12 protein-coding genes and 1 tRNA gene are annotated in these 18,269 nt (G+C 43.6%); 6 read left to right on the top strand and 7 right to left on the bottom strand.

Features of this window, described 5'->3' with window-relative positions; all coding sequences use genetic code 11:
- Nucleotides 1-73: 73 nt before the first annotated feature.
- From ABWT76_RS09500 to ABWT76_RS09480, 5 genes are all read right to left on the bottom strand, one after another.
- On the bottom strand, nt 74-1,165 hold the full coding sequence (locus ABWT76_RS09500) for a WD40 repeat domain-containing protein (RefSeq protein WP_082348802.1): 1,092 nt from the start codon (nt 1,163-1,165) through the stop codon (nt 74-76).
- Nucleotides 1,166-1,424: 259 nt separating this feature from the next.
- The gene (locus ABWT76_RS09495) at nt 1,425-3,938 is read right to left on the bottom strand and encodes a diguanylate cyclase domain-containing protein (RefSeq protein WP_197285248.1); all 2,514 of its coding nucleotides are present in this window, start codon (nt 3,936-3,938) and stop codon (nt 1,425-1,427) included.
- Nucleotides 3,939-4,778: 840 nt separating this feature from the next.
- On the bottom strand, nt 4,779-4,997 hold the full coding sequence (locus ABWT76_RS09490) for a hypothetical protein (protein WP_054465711.1): 219 nt from the start codon (nt 4,995-4,997) through the stop codon (nt 4,779-4,781).
- Nucleotides 4,998-5,584: 587 nt separating this feature from the next.
- Nucleotides 5,585-7,297 (bottom strand): ABC transporter substrate-binding protein, encoded by a 1,713-nt coding sequence (locus ABWT76_RS09485; protein ID WP_354635997.1) that lies wholly within the window; start codon nt 7,295-7,297, stop codon nt 5,585-5,587.
- Nucleotides 7,298-7,452: 155 nt separating this feature from the next.
- Nucleotides 7,453-8,934 carry a methyl-accepting chemotaxis protein gene (locus ABWT76_RS09480; RefSeq protein WP_354635996.1) on the bottom strand — a complete coding sequence of 494 codons (1,482 nt, stop codon included), beginning with the start codon at nt 8,932-8,934 and terminating at the stop codon, nt 7,453-7,455.
- Nucleotides 8,935-9,042: 108 nt separating this feature from the next.
- Here ABWT76_RS09480 and ABWT76_RS09475 point away from each other — a divergent pair, with 108 nt between their 5' ends.
- The 4 genes from ABWT76_RS09475 to ABWT76_RS09460 all read left to right on the top strand — a co-directional run bounded on the left by ABWT76_RS09475 (nt 9,043) and on the right by ABWT76_RS09460 (nt 13,516).
- Nucleotides 9,043-9,912: a methyltransferase domain-containing protein gene (locus tag ABWT76_RS09475; protein ID WP_054465707.1), complete on the top strand. Its 870-nt coding sequence runs from the start codon at nt 9,043-9,045 to the stop codon at nt 9,910-9,912.
- Between the two features lie 558 nt (nt 9,913-10,470).
- Nucleotides 10,471-11,847, top strand: coding sequence for a DICT sensory domain-containing protein (locus tag ABWT76_RS09470; RefSeq protein WP_054465706.1), 1,377 nt, complete (start codon nt 10,471-10,473; stop codon nt 11,845-11,847).
- Between the two features lie 57 nt (nt 11,848-11,904).
- Entirely contained in the window at nt 11,905-12,528 is a 624-nt protein-coding gene (locus tag ABWT76_RS09465) for a pentapeptide repeat-containing protein (protein ID WP_054465705.1), read from the top strand.
- 235 nt (nt 12,529-12,763) lie between these two features.
- Nucleotides 12,764-13,516, top strand: coding sequence for a DUF2993 domain-containing protein (locus ABWT76_RS09460; RefSeq protein WP_054465704.1), 753 nt, complete (start codon nt 12,764-12,766; stop codon nt 13,514-13,516).
- Between the two features lie 235 nt (nt 13,517-13,751).
- Here ABWT76_RS09460 and ABWT76_RS09455 read toward each other — a convergent pair whose 3' ends face one another.
- On the bottom strand, nt 13,752-15,002 hold the full coding sequence (locus tag ABWT76_RS09455; protein WP_054465729.1) for a NupC/NupG family nucleoside CNT transporter: 1,251 nt from the start codon (nt 15,000-15,002) through the stop codon (nt 13,752-13,754).
- A gap of 634 nt (nt 15,003-15,636) precedes the next feature.
- On the opposite strand from ABWT76_RS09455, the gene ABWT76_RS09450 reads away from it, so the two are divergent.
- Together ABWT76_RS09450 and ABWT76_RS09445 are read left to right on the top strand one after the other, a co-directional pair.
- A complete protein-coding gene (locus ABWT76_RS09450; protein WP_054465728.1) occupies nt 15,637-16,842 on the top strand; it encodes an aspartate aminotransferase in 1,206 nt (401 codons plus the stop codon).
- A gap of 397 nt (nt 16,843-17,239) precedes the next feature.
- Nucleotides 17,240-17,313, top strand: a tRNA-Val gene (locus tag ABWT76_RS09445).
- 282 nt (nt 17,314-17,595) lie between these two features.
- Here the strand turns inward: ABWT76_RS09445 and ABWT76_RS09440 are convergent.
- Nucleotides 17,596-18,129, bottom strand: a complete 534-nt coding sequence (locus ABWT76_RS09440; protein ID WP_054465703.1) for a transposase — start codon at nt 18,127-18,129, stop codon at nt 17,596-17,598.
- Nucleotides 18,130-18,269 lie beyond the last annotated feature (140 nt).

Raw genomic sequence — 18,269 nt, 5'->3', positions numbered from 1 at the left:
TCCTTTCTTAGTTCCTTTCTTAGTTCCTTTCTTAGTTCGTTTCTTAGTTATTGATGATTGCTCAATCCAAGGTTTAATTTGCCCCACGCCGCCAAATTTTAATTGCGCGATCGGCACTACCACTCACTAAGGTCTTACCATCGGGGGTAAAAGCAACCGCTGTCACAGGATTAATATGGCCTGACAAGGTTTCCAGAACCGCACCATTAGTCGGATTCCAAATTTTCACCGCATTATCTGCACCCCCACTGGCTAAATATTGTCCATCGGGGCTAAATTGCAGGGACATCACCGTAGAAGTATGTCTGGCCAGGGTACTAATCACTTGACCTGTGCGGGAATTCCATAACTTAATCGTGCCATTGTTGCTGGCACTAGCCAGCATTTGACCATCAGGACTGAACGCCACACAGAGAACTGGGGACTCGTGACCTTTCAGTTCCCGTTTACGAAACCCTCTGCCTAAGTTCCAAATTCTAACGGTTTGATCGTAACTAGCGCTGGCCAAGCTGCGACCATCCGGACTAAACGCAACGTCCCAAACAAAGCTTTTATGGCCTTTAAGCTCATCTTTTTGTTCGAGATTGGCTAGGTTCCATAATTTAATCTTCTTATCTGGGCTGGCCGTTGCCAGGGTTTGCCCATCGGCAGAGATGGCTACTGCACTGACCCCGAAGTCGTGGGCTTTTTTGGTGAACTCCAAGGAAGCCACGGGAGTCTCGGAATTGATTGCCAGTTCGCTGAGGTTCAATTTCCAAATTTTGATGGTTTCGTCAGCACTGCCACTGGCCAAAGTTTGCCCATCGGGAGAAATAGCCACGGAGTAAACTTCTTTAGCATCTTGGGCTAAGGTGGCGATCAATCTGCCGGTTTCTAGATTCCAGAGTTTAATGGTTTTATCTCGACTGGCACTAATGAGCACTTTGCCATCGGGACTAATCGCCAGGTCGTTGACTCTAGAGATATGCCCTTGTTCTGAGTCGTCCAGGGTTTTGACCAGGGCAAATTTACCAGAAGGGTTAAAGGTTCCGGGATTTGCTAATTGTGCCTGGTGGGATGGAGGCTGACTGGCACTATTGGCTAATAAAGCAGGCTGACTGATCCAAACCGCTACGGATAATCCCATGAATCCAAGACTTAATAACCAACGCCAAGAGAATCTCATCGGTTTTACACTCCCCACTGTATTTAGAATTAAATTAGACTTAATTTAGACTTACATTTAAACTGTCCTTATCAAAGATATCCCCAGACAGTTAATTGTTCTGGAAAATTCTGGAAGATTCGACTAAATTAGATCGGGATTAGATCCGGTTGCCTGAAATCAGAGGAAAATCAGCGGGTTAGAAGTCCACCATCTAGCCCAGCCTAAAGTCCACCGGATCGAGATGGCCGCTCGCGGAGTAACAATCAGGAGATTTTTTTTAAAAATAAGAAACTTTGTTCGTGCAGATGCGATCGCGCCCTTGTTCTTTGGCTTGATATAATGCCTGATCTGCGGCATTAATCAAAATAGTGGGTGATTCACCGGCACGGGGAAAAATACTGGCAATTCCTAAACTGAGTGTGATTTGATGAGACACTAAAGACCCCTGATGAGGAATTTTCAACTGATTGATTTGAGTGCAAATTTTTTCCCCAACTTCTATGGCACCGGACAAGTGGGTATTCGGCAGAATAATCGCAAACTCTTCGCCCCCATAACGGGCGACTAAATCAGCGGGACGTTTGACCACCGAACTAATAGCTGCTGCCACTTGTTGCAAACAACTATCCCCGGCTAAATGTCCGTAAGTATCATTGTAAGGTTTAAAGTAATCAATATCGCATAAAATTAAGGATAACCAGGACTCTTCTCTGAGCATTCGTCGCCATTCTTTTTGTAAGAACGTATCAAATAAACGGCGATTAGCTACCTGGGTCAAACCGTCATAACTGGCAAGGCGTTCTAACTCTTTGTTTGTCGCTTGTAGTTTTTCAAATAAAGTGGATTGTTGAATTGCGATCGCCACATGAACCCCTAATTGTTGCAGTAAATTCATTTCCCACAATTGCCATTGCCGATGGCCGCGACATTGATGGGCAATCAACAGACCCCATAACTTAGAATTATCGGCTTTTGATTGGTTTTTTTGTAATATGTTTTGCTGTTCTTTTTGCTGTTCTAAAGATGACTGGTTAATTGCTTGATGGTTAATTGCTTGATGGTTAATTGCTTGATGGTTAATTGCTTGATTAAAGAGAATCGGCACCACTAAATTTGCTCTGACCTGGAACCGCGATAATAAATCCAGATGACATTGAGTCAGATTCGCTGTATAGATATCTTCAGTGGCTTTAACGCGACCTTCTTGATACGGGACAATATAGCGGTTTTCAAAGCATGTATCGAGAATGTTTTCGTTTAAAATTGCCAACGAATCGGAGACGACTGATTCCACAATAACCCGACCACTCCAATCGGGATTAAATCGGAAGACGATGACGCGATCGGTATTTAATAATTGGCGAACTTCATCCACCGTGGTTTGCAAAATTTCTTTTGCATTCAGCGATTGACGAATTTTAGTAGCTATTTGGCTGAGGATTTTTTGTCGTTCTTGCTGTTGGCGTCGGCTTAAATCATTTTCCTTGCCTTGGGAAATTTGATGAATAAAAGAACATCCATAAGCTTCCCCTTTAAACTCTACATAATTGACGGTGACTTCTAAGGGGGTGGTGGTGCCTTTTTCTGAAAGGGTATGAAACTTTAAATGAAAAAATCCCCGTTGCTTTAAGTCTTGCCATTGTTGTTGCCAGTCGGCTTCTGTCAAATCGGGGTTAATGTCAAAAATTGTCATTTCTAATAGCTGTTCTCGCCGATATCCCAAGGAACGGCAAGCGGCATCATTGACATAACAAAACCGACCGTCAGCGGATAACCAAAAGGCAGCTTCCGCCGTGCGATCTATGGATAATTGGGTAAATTTGAGGGTGGCTTGAGTCTGCGATCGCTCCGTAATATCTTGAAAGATCCAAATTCGGCCAACAATTTGATTTTGCCAGCGTTGAGGTTGGGTGGAAAATTCAAAAATTCGACCATCTTTTAATTCCAGCAATTGATCAGCGAACCCATCAGATGTCGATAATTGCTGAATTTTTTGGGTAAAAGTTTCGGGATTTTTTAATTGAGCCGCGATCGCCTCAAGTTCAGACTGGGATGAGCTATGTTGTAATCCCGTGGACAGTCCCCAAAGTTGGCGAAATCGCTCATTGCAGGCGATAATTTCCCCCTGACTATCTGCCAGCATCATGCCATTGGGACTAGATTCGATCAACCCTTGCAGTAAAGCCAGCGATCTCTCTAATTTTTCTTGCCATAAACTGCGATCTTTTGCTGGGGGAATTTCCTCACCCAAAACCTGACCCACAACTAAAATAATCCCTGGAGAAATCCCTGGAGAAATTCCTGGAGAAATCCCTGGAGAAATCCCTGGAGAAATTCCTGGAGAAATCCCTGGAGAAATTCCTGGAGAACTTAACGGCGCCGATAATGGGATCTGATTGCCGCATTCTACCTTAGTAGCGATCGGGCGCACAGTCAGTTTTACCCAACAAATACTCCGATCTTTTTTTCTCAGACCACTGTTGAAAATTCTGACTACACCTACTGGATTTAAATCAGGATTGATTTCCTCTGGGAACAGATCCCATTCTGAGGCAACCAGGATCTCCCCAAACCGCTTGCCCACTAATTCCTCATCCAGATAACCCAGGGATTTTTCCGCGAATGAATTCGCCCAGCAGATAACTCCTGTGGCATCAAGGGTGAAGCCGATCGCCGGGAAATACTCATAAAATATCTGTAACCATGACTGGTCAGGGTTACCATCATGGTGAGATGGCGATCGTTCAGATGCAGCAGTAGAATGGAGTACAGAGTCTTCTTTTGGATTCACTTTCACCTCCAACAACATATTGTTGTTGTCACCGATACCGGGCTTACAGAACCAGTTCCCTAATTGCCCAAATTAATTGCCCACATTGATTGGGATTAATCTTGTTTTGAGGAATTCGATCATCTTTTTCGTTTTTTTCGTTGTTTTCATCTCACAACTGATAATCAGACGCGATCTAGCGGTTCTAGTCCAACAACAGATATCATATCATCCTTGTCGCACAAAGTCGCACAACACTAAAGAGCAGAGAAATTGGCTTGCTCTGCTCTTTCTACCTAAAAAACTCACCCGCATTGGTGAATTTTACAGTGAAAATCGACTTTCTCCCTGAATTCACCTTTGTTTAGATCAGTTATTTAGCTCAATTTTTTAATTTTTATAGATTGTTTAAATTCTTTAATTTTTACCTTTTTTTTAGAGTTTCTGTGAGCGATTTCTCCTGGAACGTGAAACATATTGGATATTATTATTTTTACTAATTCACCCTAAGTCTGTCAACCATCCGCCCCGCAAAACCGCAAAAAAAGATAGAGCATAATCCTGGTTTACGGACAAAAATCTTAAAAACCTGATTCGGTTGCTGGCTCACCAAATTTCAGAAAAATTCTCCTTAAAAATGCTCAAAATGCTCAAAATGCTCAAAATGCTCAAAATGCTCAAAATGCTCAAAATGCTCAAAATGCTCAAAAAAACTTATCACCCACTCTTTCGGGAAGGGTGAGCGATTTTTTTTCAGCGCTAAAGCTAGACTGACTGAACCGAAATCACTTCAAAAAAGTCAAGTAAACCAAGTCCAGTCATCCCAACCACAATCAAAACAGGGAATGATTAGGGAATTATTTATGTGGCCATCCGTTGTTGAGCCAAATCTCTAATCAGCAAGAGTCTAGAGTTCAGGTAATTTTGAATATAATTAGTTTCTTGAGGGTCGAGTGCTTGTTCTTGCTGAAATTGCGAAATCAACCATTGCACCAACCCCTGATCGTCCATCGATAATAAGATGCTGCCCTGAGTTTTTTCAATTAAGTGCCAAAGATGGCGCAGCGTGCTGGGACTCATACTTACCTCCTTTTAAAAGCTCCTCATCTTGGATCAAGGATTTGGAGCATCGGTTTGTTTTGCGATCGCTGGAATATCGCTGGAATACAGACTAAACCAGCCTCACCATTTCCTTAACTTTTTTTTTATAATTACACATTATCGGATCAACCCGGTAAAAAATGCAACATTTTTTACCAAAACATTATTTTTGGTTACATTCTTGAGAGTCTGCCCTCAAGGTTTTGTATAAAATCTTAAAAAAAAAGCTGATTTGCTGCAAAAATATTCGGTGACTTTTTTAGAGATTTTCGAGATGACTGACCCCAGTTTTCCCAGATAAAATCCGCAAATGTCTTGGAGCGTCAGGCATTTTATGCTGTGGCTTGCCGGATTGATTATCTATATTTTAATTCACCAGACAAAAATTTTCAAGTTCCCTGAATAGGCATTTATATGAATAAATGTTAAAAAATTGGTAAATTCTCCCAGATGGAAGATTAGTAGGAGTTTGCCCGGATTTGATGTTAAATAACAAATAAACAACGACAAATAACCAATAATAACCGATATCAAATAACAAATAATTAACAATAAATAACAAATAACTAAAACCCATGTTTTTTAATTTGCCCTTGAAGATAAGACTCCGGGTCTGTGGGGTCAAATTGATCATATTTCAATTGTTCTTTACGCAGAATCACTGTAGGGGGAGTTTGACCTAATTTTTTCGCGAGATGCCTAGCTAACCCGGTGAGAAATACTTCATCAGCAATGGCTTCATGGTCTACGTTTGATGGCATGAGGTTCCAGCGTTGAAATTGGGTGGTAATCCAATAAGAAAAGCTTTTCCAAGGATAGGGGTCAAAGTCAATGCGATCGCGCACATTGTGTGTATTGCCTAGACCATCTTCAAAGCTGCCGGTGAGCACTGCTTTGACTAAAGATTCTGGTTGATTCAAATATTCTGGGGCAGCGATCGCCCGGGCAATTTCGGGGCGATGTTGTGATTGACTGGCATAATTACAGCCATCAATAATTGCCTTATTTAATGCCCGAAAGGTAGTGGGATTTTCTTCAATCCAAGGCTGCCCTGTGGCTAAACAACAACAGGGATGTCCCGGCCAAATTTCCGAACTCAGAATATGAATAAAACCCAGTTTTTCCGCCACGGCTGTTTGATTAAACGGTCCTGGGCACATCATCGCGTCAATTTCCCCATTAGCCAGTTTTATTACCATATCTGCTGGGGTCAAAACCACCAATTTGACATCTCGATCGGGGTTTACTCCCCCAGCGGCAAGATAGTAACGTAATAAAAGATTATTCATGGAATAAATAAAAGGAATAGCGATGGTAAATCCTTTCAAGTTCGCTGCACTTTTGACTTTATTTTTATGTTTGATTGCCGCAGTCATGGCATTGCCGTTGATATTTTCAATGCTGGCCAATTTTATGGGAAACCGGGCAGACCCTAAGCCCAAGCTGATGGCTAAAGGCATGGCAGCAATCATGTGGTAAGCATCCAGTTCACCAGCGATCGCGGCATCCCTGACTTGTGCCCAATTTTGCATTTTCACTAATTCAACTTTTAGGCCATATTTTTCATAAAAACCTAAAGGCTGTGACATAATAATTGGCGTGGCACAAGTCACCGGCATAAACCCTATTTTTAGCTGGTTTTTTTCTAATTTTTGTGCTAAATCATTTGGCGAATCGGATGTCAAATCTGCGGTATTGTCTTTTTGACAATTGGTGAGCATAATTAACGCAGCCACCGTGAGCACTCTGGCTAAAAATTGCCGCCGATTAAACTTTCCTGTTTTAATGGTATTTTCAAATAGTTCCCCTTGGCGATCGCCAAAAGCAGCGGCAAAAGCAGCCTGAATGCCTCCCGCTTCTTGAACCACTTCTAAACAAAGGCGATCTACCAAATTAGATGAATTTAACTCATAGTCTGGTTGTTCTAGGTCTGGTTGTTCTAGGATGAGGCGATTCCGCGAAGCGGATCGCTCGAAGAGCGAATCGCGGAAAAATTGGCTTAAAGAAACTTTTAACTGATTTTCCGTCAGAGTTTTGGCTAAATCCACAACCTCTGAGGAATAAACCCCCATTTTAATTAAATCTTGGGTCAAATCGACGGTATCCTTGGGCATATCTGCCCAAACTGCATGGCCATGAGGAGCCATAGCATTAGAGTGAAATTGACCACAATTCGGGCATTTAATTAGCCCGGTATGCAATCCAATTGAATCAAGAGAATAAGTTGACTCAAGAGAATAAGTTGACTCAAGAGAATAATTTGAAGATAAAATAGCCATTTTTTTTATTTCTGAGAATTTAGAGTAAATTTTATTGTTGGACTGAAAAAGCGAATCACCCCAACTTATAACCGCTGAATGCTTATCTTTGATTCAAGGGCTGTCCATCACAATTTGGTGGGCAATGCTTGCTAAAGCATATAATAAATCATATACTAAATCATCTTTTGTAAATTTTCAGCCGAATGACTTAACTGTTGAGTAGCAATTTGAACTTGGATGATGCCTTCTGCGCTTTCTTTAGCGGCAATATTCAGATTTTGCATAGCCTGAACAATCTGCTCGATCGCCTGAGTTTGCTGGACGGCCCCTAAGGAAATTTGCTGAGAATTCAAAGCCATCTCATTCATAGAATTCCTAACTTGTGTAAAGGCTGCTGCTGTATTTTCTGAAATTTGTACGCTAGTGGCGACAATTTTTTGCCCTTCTTGAGAAACGGATACAGTAGCTTGAATTTTGCTTTGAATCTCAGTAATCAATTCATCAATTTGTTGGCTCGATGCCCGACTTTGATCCGCAAGTTGACGAATATAATTAGCCACAACCCCAAAACCTTTCCCTTGTTCTCCAGCCCGCACTGCTTCTACCGATGCGTTCAGGGCTAACATATTGGTTTGACTGGCAAAATCACTGACCAAACTGATGATTTGGCGAATCTGACTGGCTTGCTGATTTAACTCTTGAATTTGTTCGGCGATCGCCCCTACTTTTTGCTGTAATAGACTCATGTCTTCTAAACTTTGCTCAATGGCATGACTTCCTTTAGTGGTGAGTTCAAGAATGACCCTAGCGCTGCGGGCAGAACTTTCGGCTTGTTCTGACATTTTTCTCGCTGAGGCATTTAACTCATCAATGGTGGTGGTAGTTTCATGGACTGAAGACGCTTGTAAGCTTGAGGTACGGGCTTGTTCTTCGATGGTGGCAGCGATTTCCAGGGCTGAACCCGCGACTGCCGTGGCTTCTTGGTTCATCCGATCAGCGATCGCCCCTGCTAACCTTAAACCCAGGGCGATCGCTACCACCGCAACCAAGCAAGTCGATCCAAATACCGCCCAGGGGAGAGATTTTAATGCCACATCTGCTTGATTACTTTGAATTTGAAGCTCCTCCTGTATGATCGCTTCAAAATCGGCCAAAAGCTGCTCTAATTGATGAATAATTTGTTGTCGGTTGCCCTGATTCCAAGTTTCAATAGCCTTATTAGGATTTCCCAGTTCAATGTAAGAAATTAACCGCCGGTCAAATTCTCCGCTTTCATAGCCTAATGTAATAATCTTATTTAATAATTCTTTTTGTCGTGGCTCAACGATAGTGGATCGTAATATTTCTGACTGTTGATAAAACAGGTCATCCCACCGTTCAAATGTTTTGAGATACACTGGATCTTGACCGATCATATACCCCAAGGCAGACCGTTGCATTAAAGTTAGGCTAAACCCCAATCTTTTCACATCATTTAATGATTGATGTGCCCGAGTAAATTTTTCTTTGCTTATGCTAATATTTACGCCATTTTTATACACAATAAAACTAGCGATCGCAAACAAAATAATTGGCATAAAATAAACGGAAAGAATCCGATATTTTAATTTTTGAGAGTCAAAGAGGTGAAAATGCAAAAAAGCTGAAAAGGACATCGGACGGATTCCTGTAAAACGTTTAACTGGCTGAACCGAAGATAAGCGAATTCTGCTAAAGTTCGCTAAAGTTCAGTTTAAATCTATTCTGTGAATCAGAAATCAACCATGAGTTCAGCACTTTCTGAAAAAATTAAGCAATTTTATGACGCCTCCAGCGGTTTGTGGGAAACGATTTGGGGCGAACACATGCACCACGGCTATTACGGCGCCGACGGTCAGAAACAAGTAGAACGCCGTCAAGCCCAAATTGATCTAATTCACGAATTGGTGAACTGGACATCAGAGAAGCTAGGCAGAGATGTCACCAAAAATCTATCCACATTTATCGATGTGGGCTGTGGCATCGGTGGTAGCACTTTATACTTAGCTCAATATTGTAACGCTAAGGGTACGGGAATTACTCTCAGTCCAGTGCAAGCGACGAGAGCAACGGAACGAGCGGCTGAAGCGAATATATCCTGTGAATTTCAAGTTGCCGATGCGTTAAATATGCCCTTTGCGGATCAGTCCTTTGATTTGGTCTGGTCCCTAGAAAGTGGCGAACATATGCCCGATAAACAAAAATTTCTCCAAGAATGCTATCGGGTGCTCAAACCGGGGGGCACTTTGATTTTGGCTACTTGGTGTCATCGTCCCACCGATGCCGCTTCTGGAGGGGCATTGACCGCTGATGAAGCAAAACATTTAGCGGATTTGTACCGAGTTTACTATTTGCCTTATGTGATTTCCCTGCCAGAATATGAGGCGATCGCCCATGATTGTGGCTTCCAAAATATCCATACCGTTGATTGGTCTACTGCTGTCGCCCCCTTCTGGAATACTGTCATCAGTTCTGCCTTTAGCCTGCAAGCGATTTTTGGCTTACTCAGCGCCGGTTGGCAGACCATTCAAGGCGCCCTGGCATTAGGCTTGATGAGTGGAGGTTATCAACGAGGATTGATTCGTTACGGTGTCCTTTGTGGCACCAAAGAGTAAGTTTTTCAGAACTAAGGTGTAGGGTGTGGGGAGCTTCTGGTGCGGGGGGGCAGGGGGGCAGAGGAGACCGCCGTCGGCGGAGGGGCGGAGGGGCGGCGGTTTTCTGCCCTTGTAAACCACACCCGTCGGGGATTAAAATCCCCGCCTGTAGGGGTCAACGGCCGTTGACCCCTACAGTCGGTTAAAACCGATTAATCATGCTTGGTAGGGGTCAACGGCTGTTGACCCGTACAGAATTTTAGTCGGTTTTAACCGACGATGGCGGTCTTCACGGGGGCAGGCTTGCGCTGAAAGCGGCGGGAAGACGATTCCCTGGCGGTTAATGTAGTTTACTCAGTAGAAAACCCCTGTAGGGTGTGGGGAGCGGGGGAGCGTCTTGTGCGGGGGAGCGGGGGAGATATATTTCTCCTCATCCCCTCCGCTCCTCTGCCCCTCATCCCCTCCGCTCCTCTGCCCCTCCGCTCCTCTGCCCCTCTGCACCAGAAGCTCCCCCGCTCCCTATCTTAAATGGCCCGATCGCCGCTATCATAGAAACATCGTAGGGAGCGCCGTTTTTCGATGAAACCAGAATCAACTCTCAACCAACTGAAAACCAACTTACCTGACCAACAACTGCCTTCTAGTTACGGAGTTTATTTTAAAAATACCTTGGTGGCGCTTTGCCACGCCCTCGAAGATCATATTTTACAAAGTAGTAGCCCTGAGTCTACCCAAAAACCTTTAGTATTAGTCACTTTTCAACAAGGGAAATGGTATTTACAAGAAGCCGATCGCTATCAAGAAATTGCCCAAGCATCTAATCATGTGGTAATTTCTGCGGTGGCAGATAGTGGATTTATCAGCCATAAAACCAGTCAATTAGACAATGTATCATTGGTGAATCTTGACCTCAATGATAGTTTAGTTCAAGAATGGAATTTAATTATTATTGCTCCTAATTATCAGGCAACTTTGCTATGCCACGAACTGTCAGAAGATGAATATCTGCCCGATGGTAAACCTGATGTGGATATGGAGCGAAAATTTTATGGTTTATGGACATTTGATCGCCCCGTAGTAGCCAAATCAGCGGAAATTTTGATTGAAAAAGTGCGTTATTATGACGCAAATTTAGCCAACCAGCTACGGGTAAAATTGCAAAAGATTCTGCTGAAAGAGGCGATCGCCCCTGCGGATCTAAGTGGGGTAGTTTCTCGCATCGTCACTTACTTACAAAGTTCTCAGCAACAAATGATTTCAGTGAATCGCCAAACCAGAGAACTTTGGGAATTAGAAGGAAAAGCCCTGCGCTTCAGTCGGAATTTAAATGCCAATAAACTCCAAGCATTTTTACGCATAGCCCAACGAGTCGATGAACGAGATCCCACCAATCCCGTAGCCTCTTTACAAGTTGCCGCATTATCAGAAACCTTGGGGCAATTATTAGATTTACCCACCTTAAAATTACGTCGATTAAGATTAGCGGGATTATTATTTAGAGTTGGGTTAGTTTCTGCCCCCAAAGAAGTATTTACCCAGACTAAAAGTGAATTCGATGATGTTACTCTGGGATTTTGGCGCGATCGGGCAAAAATTGCCGCCCAATTACTTGCGGCCATGCCGGAATTAGCCCCTGTAACAAATATTGTCGCTCATCAATTAGAATATTGGGATGGTAGCGGTCAACCCGATGGCTTACGCGGCGAAGAAATCCCCATTGAATCGCGGATTTTAGCCCTCGTTGCTTACTTTCAAGACCTCACTCAACCACGAGGCAGTCGCCCAGGGGTAAGTTTATCCGTTGCCCTGGAAAAATGCCAAGAATTGAGTGAAACTCGCTTCGATCCGGCTTTAGTTGCATCTCTTTCTCATGTCGTCCGACTCACCGAAATGGGCATGATGCAACTACCCGATCGCCCTAGTCAACTCCCCAATGTTTGGTTAGATGATTTGTAGAAACCCGGTAAATCCTCATTAAAACTATCTATATTCATCAGCATTCATCAGCAATTTATGAGCAAATTCACACCTTTAAATATAGAAGAAATTCGCGCTGGTAAAATCAAACAACTCAGCGATGCTAAACTCATCGGCGCCAACTTATCCGGCGCCAAACTCGCTGAAGCCGACCTATCCCAAGCCAACTTAAAAGGGGCCGATCTCAGTGGGGCAGACTTATCCCAAGCCCAACTCCGAGGCAACCTCCGAGGCGCTAACTTAAGCGGCGCCAATTTACAAGGAACCGACTGTCGCAATGCGGACTTAACCGGCGCTAACCTCCAGGATGCGGAAGTCCGGGGCGCCAGTTTTGCTGGAGCATTTATGGCTGGCATCGCTGGTCGGAAGTTAGACCTAAGTGGCGTTGATTTGCACGGGGCTGACCTGCGGGGCGCCAGTTTAGCCAAAGCAAATTTAGCTGGGGCAGATTTAAGTAATGCCAATCTTTCCGGCGCCGATCTTTCTCAGGCAGATTTAGAACAAGCAAATTTAAATGGGGCGGTCATGCGGGGCGCGAATTTACAGCGAGCGAACTTACTCTGTGCCCAGATGGAGAAAACCCAGTGGACTGGGGCGTTACTCGATGGCGCCTGTGTGGAAGGAACCCCTCTGATGAACGTGAAAAAGAAGCCAGATTAAGCAACGGATCCCCCATGATCCGCATTCCCCACGGGCTAATCTTGCCGGGGACGTAGCAACACTTCGGTTCCTCCCCTTTTGAAGGGGGGTTAGGGGGGATCGGGCTTTTGAAGGGGGGTTAGGGGGGATCGGGCAATGACCTGGAAACATAAGCAAATATTATTAGTGAGGTCACAAAAGTGAATTTACAATTTTTAATGTGAAGTTATAATAAGACTTGGCAGCGTATGGTGGCATGGTATCCGGTTTGTTTGGCAACACAATGTTTCAAGATCAAAGTGGAGATCGTCTCGTAAGTAAAGTCGCTGGTAGTGCGATCGCGGCTTTGTTTAAACGGTCGGAAAATATCGAGGCCAATGTTCGGGCTGAACCTGTAACCAAGCTGTTACAGGGAAGCATTGATGGCTTTGATTTCATCGGTAAAGGGATGTTGATGTATAACGGCTTGCGAATTAATGCAATGGAGTTGTATCTGCAAGCTGTTTCCATTGACTTTGGGGCGATTTTTACGGGTCAGGTAAAATTGCGGCGACCAACTGAAGCCAGCATGAGAGTGGTATTGACTGAAGAAGATTTAACCACTTCTTTCAATACCCCATTTGTCACGGAAAAACTGCAAAGACTTCAGTATGAAGGACAATCTCTCAAATTTCAGAATACTACAATTACCTTAAATAGTGATAAAACTTTGCGGCTAAAATCTCAAATTACCATTGGCAGTGAGGACAAAACAATTACTCTTGATTTTACCACTTCGGTGATCGTGGAAGACCGCAAAAAAATTCAATTTGTGGATGTGCAATATACTGGCAATGACGAGGAATTAGCCCTCGGTAAAGCGGTGATTACTCATGTAAATAATTTGTTAGACCTAGACAAATTTGCCCTGGAAGGAACTCAACTGCGAGTAGACCGCATCCGCATCCAAAATCAGGCGATCGTCTTTTATGGTTCGGCGAATATTAATCGGTTTCCCACTCGTAAGTAAATGGTAGTTCAGCAACCAGGTTTTTTCCCAAGTCCAGGGTGACAAGGCAAAAATTAGACAATTCTGGCAAAATTCGTGCAAATCCCGCCTTTTTAAGGGGGGTTGGGGGGATAGATCCGTCCTGTTTGCCAGAATTGTCTATTAAACTAAGCCGCAAATTGGGGCTTAATCTCCTTCCCTTTGTGTCCTCTGTGTCTCTGTGGTGAATTACTATATCCCACCTTTCTGACGCCAATTACAATAACATTCCGGCGATACAAGCGGTCATAAAACAGGCCAAAGAACCGGCAATCATCGCCCGAATTCCTAAGCGGGCTAAATCCCCCTGACGCTGTGGCGCGATCGCACCAATTCCGCCAATTTGGATGGCGATCGAGCCAATATTAGAAAAACCACATAAAGCATAAGTAGCGATAACCTTAGCCCGTTCAGAAATCACCGGCAGCGACCCCGCAGCCACTTCCCCCGATGCAATTTTTCGGGCATTATCCATCAAAACTTTCAAATCCAAATAAGCAATAAACTCATTTAAAATAGTCTTTTTCCCTAACAAAATTCCCACCTGGGCACAGTCTGCCCAAGGCACCCCCATCAACCAAGCCACGGGAGCCATCACATAAGCAAAAATCCACTCTAAAGACAACTGAGGCAAACCCACCAAATTGCCCAGCCAACCTAATAAGCCATTAAAAAAAGCTAGTAACCCCAAAAACGCAATTAACATCGCCCCCACGTTTAAGGCCAAATTCATTCCATCTCTGGCACCACCTGCCGCCGCATCCACCGCATTAACATAACTTTGCTCAACTTTCACCTGCACTTGTCCAACAGTGAGAGATGTTTCAGTTTCGGGATAAAATAACTTAGAAATTGCCAGGGCTGCGGGGGCGGACATCACCGAAGCGGCGATTAAATGTTCCGCAGGTACTCCGAAAGAAAGATAAGCTGCCATTACCCCTCCGGCAATAGTCGCAAATCCCCCGGTCATCACCGCATGAAGTTCGGAAAGAGTCAAGGAATTAATATAAGGCTTAATCATCAGCGGGGCTTCCGTTTGTCCCACAAAAATATTGGCCGCACAACTAAGGGATTCTGCCCCAGATGTTTTCATGGTTCGCATCATCACCCAAGCCACCCATTGCACTACTCGCTGTAAAATTCCGTAGTAATAAAGTAAGGAAATAAACGAGGAGAAAAAAACGATGGTAGGCAACACTTTAAAAGCCATAAAATGTTCGCTAAAGTTATCCCCAAAAACAAACTTAGAACCCGCATCCGCATAGTTGAGAAAAGTGTTGATGCGATCGCCCAAAAACTGAAACAAGGCCAAACCGACCCTAGTTCTGAGGATAAAAATCGCTAAAATAAGTTGCAAGGCAATGCCCCAAAGCACCGTTTGCCAAGGAATTGCTCGGCGGTTCGTGGAAAACAGATAACCCATCCCCACAAATACCCCCAACCCCAGCAGGGAAATCATCCGCTCTATCATGGTTTAGTCTAGCTCCAAGAATTTACCGATCGGTTTTGTTTGCCATCGTAAAGAGACTTAAGCATCCTGCCTCAATTTAGCAGCCTGGAAATCGACCCCCCCGGTTGCCAGGGGCAGGTTGCCTGGGGTGCCCTGAAGCGCAGCCCCTTGCGCTTAGGGGCGAATCGCCTCAGTCAGACTGAGGCTAAACATCCTGAAATTCAGACATCATCAGGGTTTGGTGACATCACCTATCCCGCAACATGACTTCACATTTCTTTACATAAGTACACTTTTTGTAAAGAAATGTATTTTTTAGGGAAGTTGCTTCCCGGACTCGGTAAAAATATGCTTTGATAGATTTACTCTACTTTTCCCTAGATTCAAGATGTCAAAATCCCCTCAGTTTTTACCCGCCAAAAAGATTGGCTGGCCAGAAAAATTTATATTTTTTACATTTATTCAGAAAGTCATCAAAAATAAATCTAAAAAATATCTTAATTTTTCTCTGAATTTTTTAGCTGCTTGACTAAAAATAATCGGGTAATTTATATAATAAAAGTAAACCCCATCAGGAATTATCACATAAATGAGTATCCAAACTTTAGAAAACCTGTCGGTTCCCGGCGCAGTGAATCGGGACTTATCAACCATGAATATCAACTGGCAAAATCATCAAGCGGAAAGGCTGAATCAGCTACCCCCGTATATATTTGGTTATTTAGCGGAACTGAAAAATCAGGCAAAACAACAAGGGGTCGATGTGATTGATTTGGGGATGGGAAACCCCGATGGTTCCCCACCTCAACCCGTGATTGATGCAGCGATCGCGGCCATGACCACTTCCCAAAATCATGGCTATCCGCCTTTTGAAGGCATCGGTGAATTTCGTAAAGCCATCACCGATTGGTATAAACGTCGTTACAATGTTTTACTCGATTACAACAGTGAAGCTTTGCCGGTATTAGGGTCAAAAGAAGGACTCTCTCACCTGGCGATCGCCTATATTAATCCTGGGGACATTGTGCTGGTTCCCAGTCCAGCTTATCCCGCCCATTTTCGCGGCCCAATCTTAGCGGGCGCCGAAATTTATCCCCTAGTCTTGAAACCAGAAAACAACTGGTTAATCGACTTAAATACGATTCCCGAAGCAGTAGCCCAAAGAGCCAAAATTATCTATTTTAATTATCCGAATAATCCCACAACCGCTACCGCCCCTAGGGAATTTTTTGAAGAAATTGTAGCATGGGCTCGTCACTATGAAATCATGCTAGTCCATGACTTAGCTTATGCGGAACTTTCCTTTGACGACTATCATCCCACCAGCTTATTAGAAATTCCCGGAGCCAAAGAAATTGGCGTAGAGTTTCATACCCTGTCTAAAACTTATAGTATGGCGGGATGGCGAGCGGGTTTTGTGGTGGGTAATGCTCAAATTATCAAGGGTTTATCTAGTCTCAAAAGTAATATGGACTATGGGATGTTTGCGGTAGTCCAAGCGGGGGCTGCTGCCGCTTTAAGTCTCCCAGATTCTTATATTCATCAAAATCAAGAACGCTATCGTAAACGCCGCGATTTTCTCGTGGCTGGGTTGAACGAATTAGGCTGGAATATTACACCCCCGAAAGCCAGTATGTATCTCTGGGTGCCTTGCACCGTGGGCATGAATTCTACGGATTTCTTTATGAATGTTTTAGAGAAAACTGGCGTGGTGGTGACTCCGGGCAACGCCTTTGGGGAAGCGGGAGATGGATATGTCCGTATCAGCTTAATTGAAGATTGCGATCGCCTCCAAGAAGTATTAAATCGGCTGAAAAAAGCGGAAATTTCTTACCAGCCTAAATGCTTAGTTGCTTAGACAAGATTTTAGATTTCTAGTCAGCATTCAGCTATCAGCATTCAGCTATCAGTATGCAGCACCCCCCTTTGTCAAAAGGGGGGGTAGGGGGGCTGTAAGCGCCCCTAGATAGCCTAGATATTGTAATTCTAGATCGAGATGCCGTCACACCCTCAATTTTAGTTGAACCCGCGATCGCAAGTTTCTTGGGTTATCTCGTTTTCCGGGAAACTCCGCCCCCCCAAATCTTTCTCGGTGCGGCTGTATTGCTGACTGGGGTAGGGATTGCGGCGATGGGGGAACGGCGATCAAGGGCATGATTCAGAAAATTCTCAGAAAATTCTCAAAAAATTCTCAAAAAAATTTGCCAAAACTCTTGCATATTTCTAAACACCTGTGTTATCTTTATAACTTGTGAGGACGCATAGCTCAGTTGGTTAGAGCACTACGTTGACATCGTAGGGGTCACTGGTTCGAGTCCAGTTGTGTCCATTGACTGAAAGCCTTATGGGATAAAGTTTATAATGTTTTATGCGATATCAATCGAGCGGCTTTAGTGGCGAAGTATGATATGCTGCTAGGGTGAAATTGAGCGGAAATTGAGCGGAAATTGGGAGTAATTTGGGAGTATATTCTCGTTCCCAGGGTCTCCCTGGGAATGCCAGTCACTCTTGCTCTGCCGGAGCGATCGCAGTTAGCACGGTTAAGCCACGAGGCAGAGCCTGGGAATGCCAGTAAGCGAGGCTCTGCAAGAGCGATCGCATAAATCACTCACTAAAAATCAATTTTATCCAAACGTAAAACTTCTGGTTCACCGATGTAATTACGATAACTCGAATATCGCCAATGGGCTGGATGGTCTACATAGCCGCGTCTCAAGGGATTATTGTGAATATACTCTAACTTTTGTCTAAACACCTCATCACTGAAAATCGCTTGAGGTTGAAATCCTTCTTGCCAAACTTGATATTCTTGTTCAGTTTTATATTGAAGTTTATAAATTTTAAGCTGTTGTAGTAAGTGATGAAAATTATTCTGTTGAAGCCAATTAATCATTGATCGCGCGGTGAAGGATTTAAAATTCCCTATTTCCTTAGATAAGTTAGCGCCTGAGACTAACATATGGAGATGGTTTTCCATAATCACATAACCAGATAAGTCTAATCGCTGGTTATCTTGCATAAACTGGAGGGAATCTAAGATAATTTGAGCAATTTCAATTTGATAAAATAACGGGAGCCAATTAACCACTGTGCAGGTGACAAAGTGGGGTCGATTTTCTAAGACATGGTAGGGACTTCGTGCCATTGTGCGATCAGTTGGGTTAAGGTCTGTGACTTCAGATTTTATATTAGTAGTTTTAGACAAACACTTAATTGATTAACTGATAGGAACTTACTCAACCTATTTCTGATATCACGTAACTCAATTTTCACTCATTGCAAGAT

Source organism: Planktothricoides raciborskii GIHE-MW2 (genome assembly GCF_040564635.1).
Taxonomy (GTDB): domain Bacteria; phylum Cyanobacteriota; class Cyanobacteriia; order Cyanobacteriales; family Laspinemataceae; genus Planktothricoides; species Planktothricoides raciborskii.
Note: the sequence above shows the minus strand (reverse complement) of the source record. Positions and strands in the feature narration are given on the sequence as shown.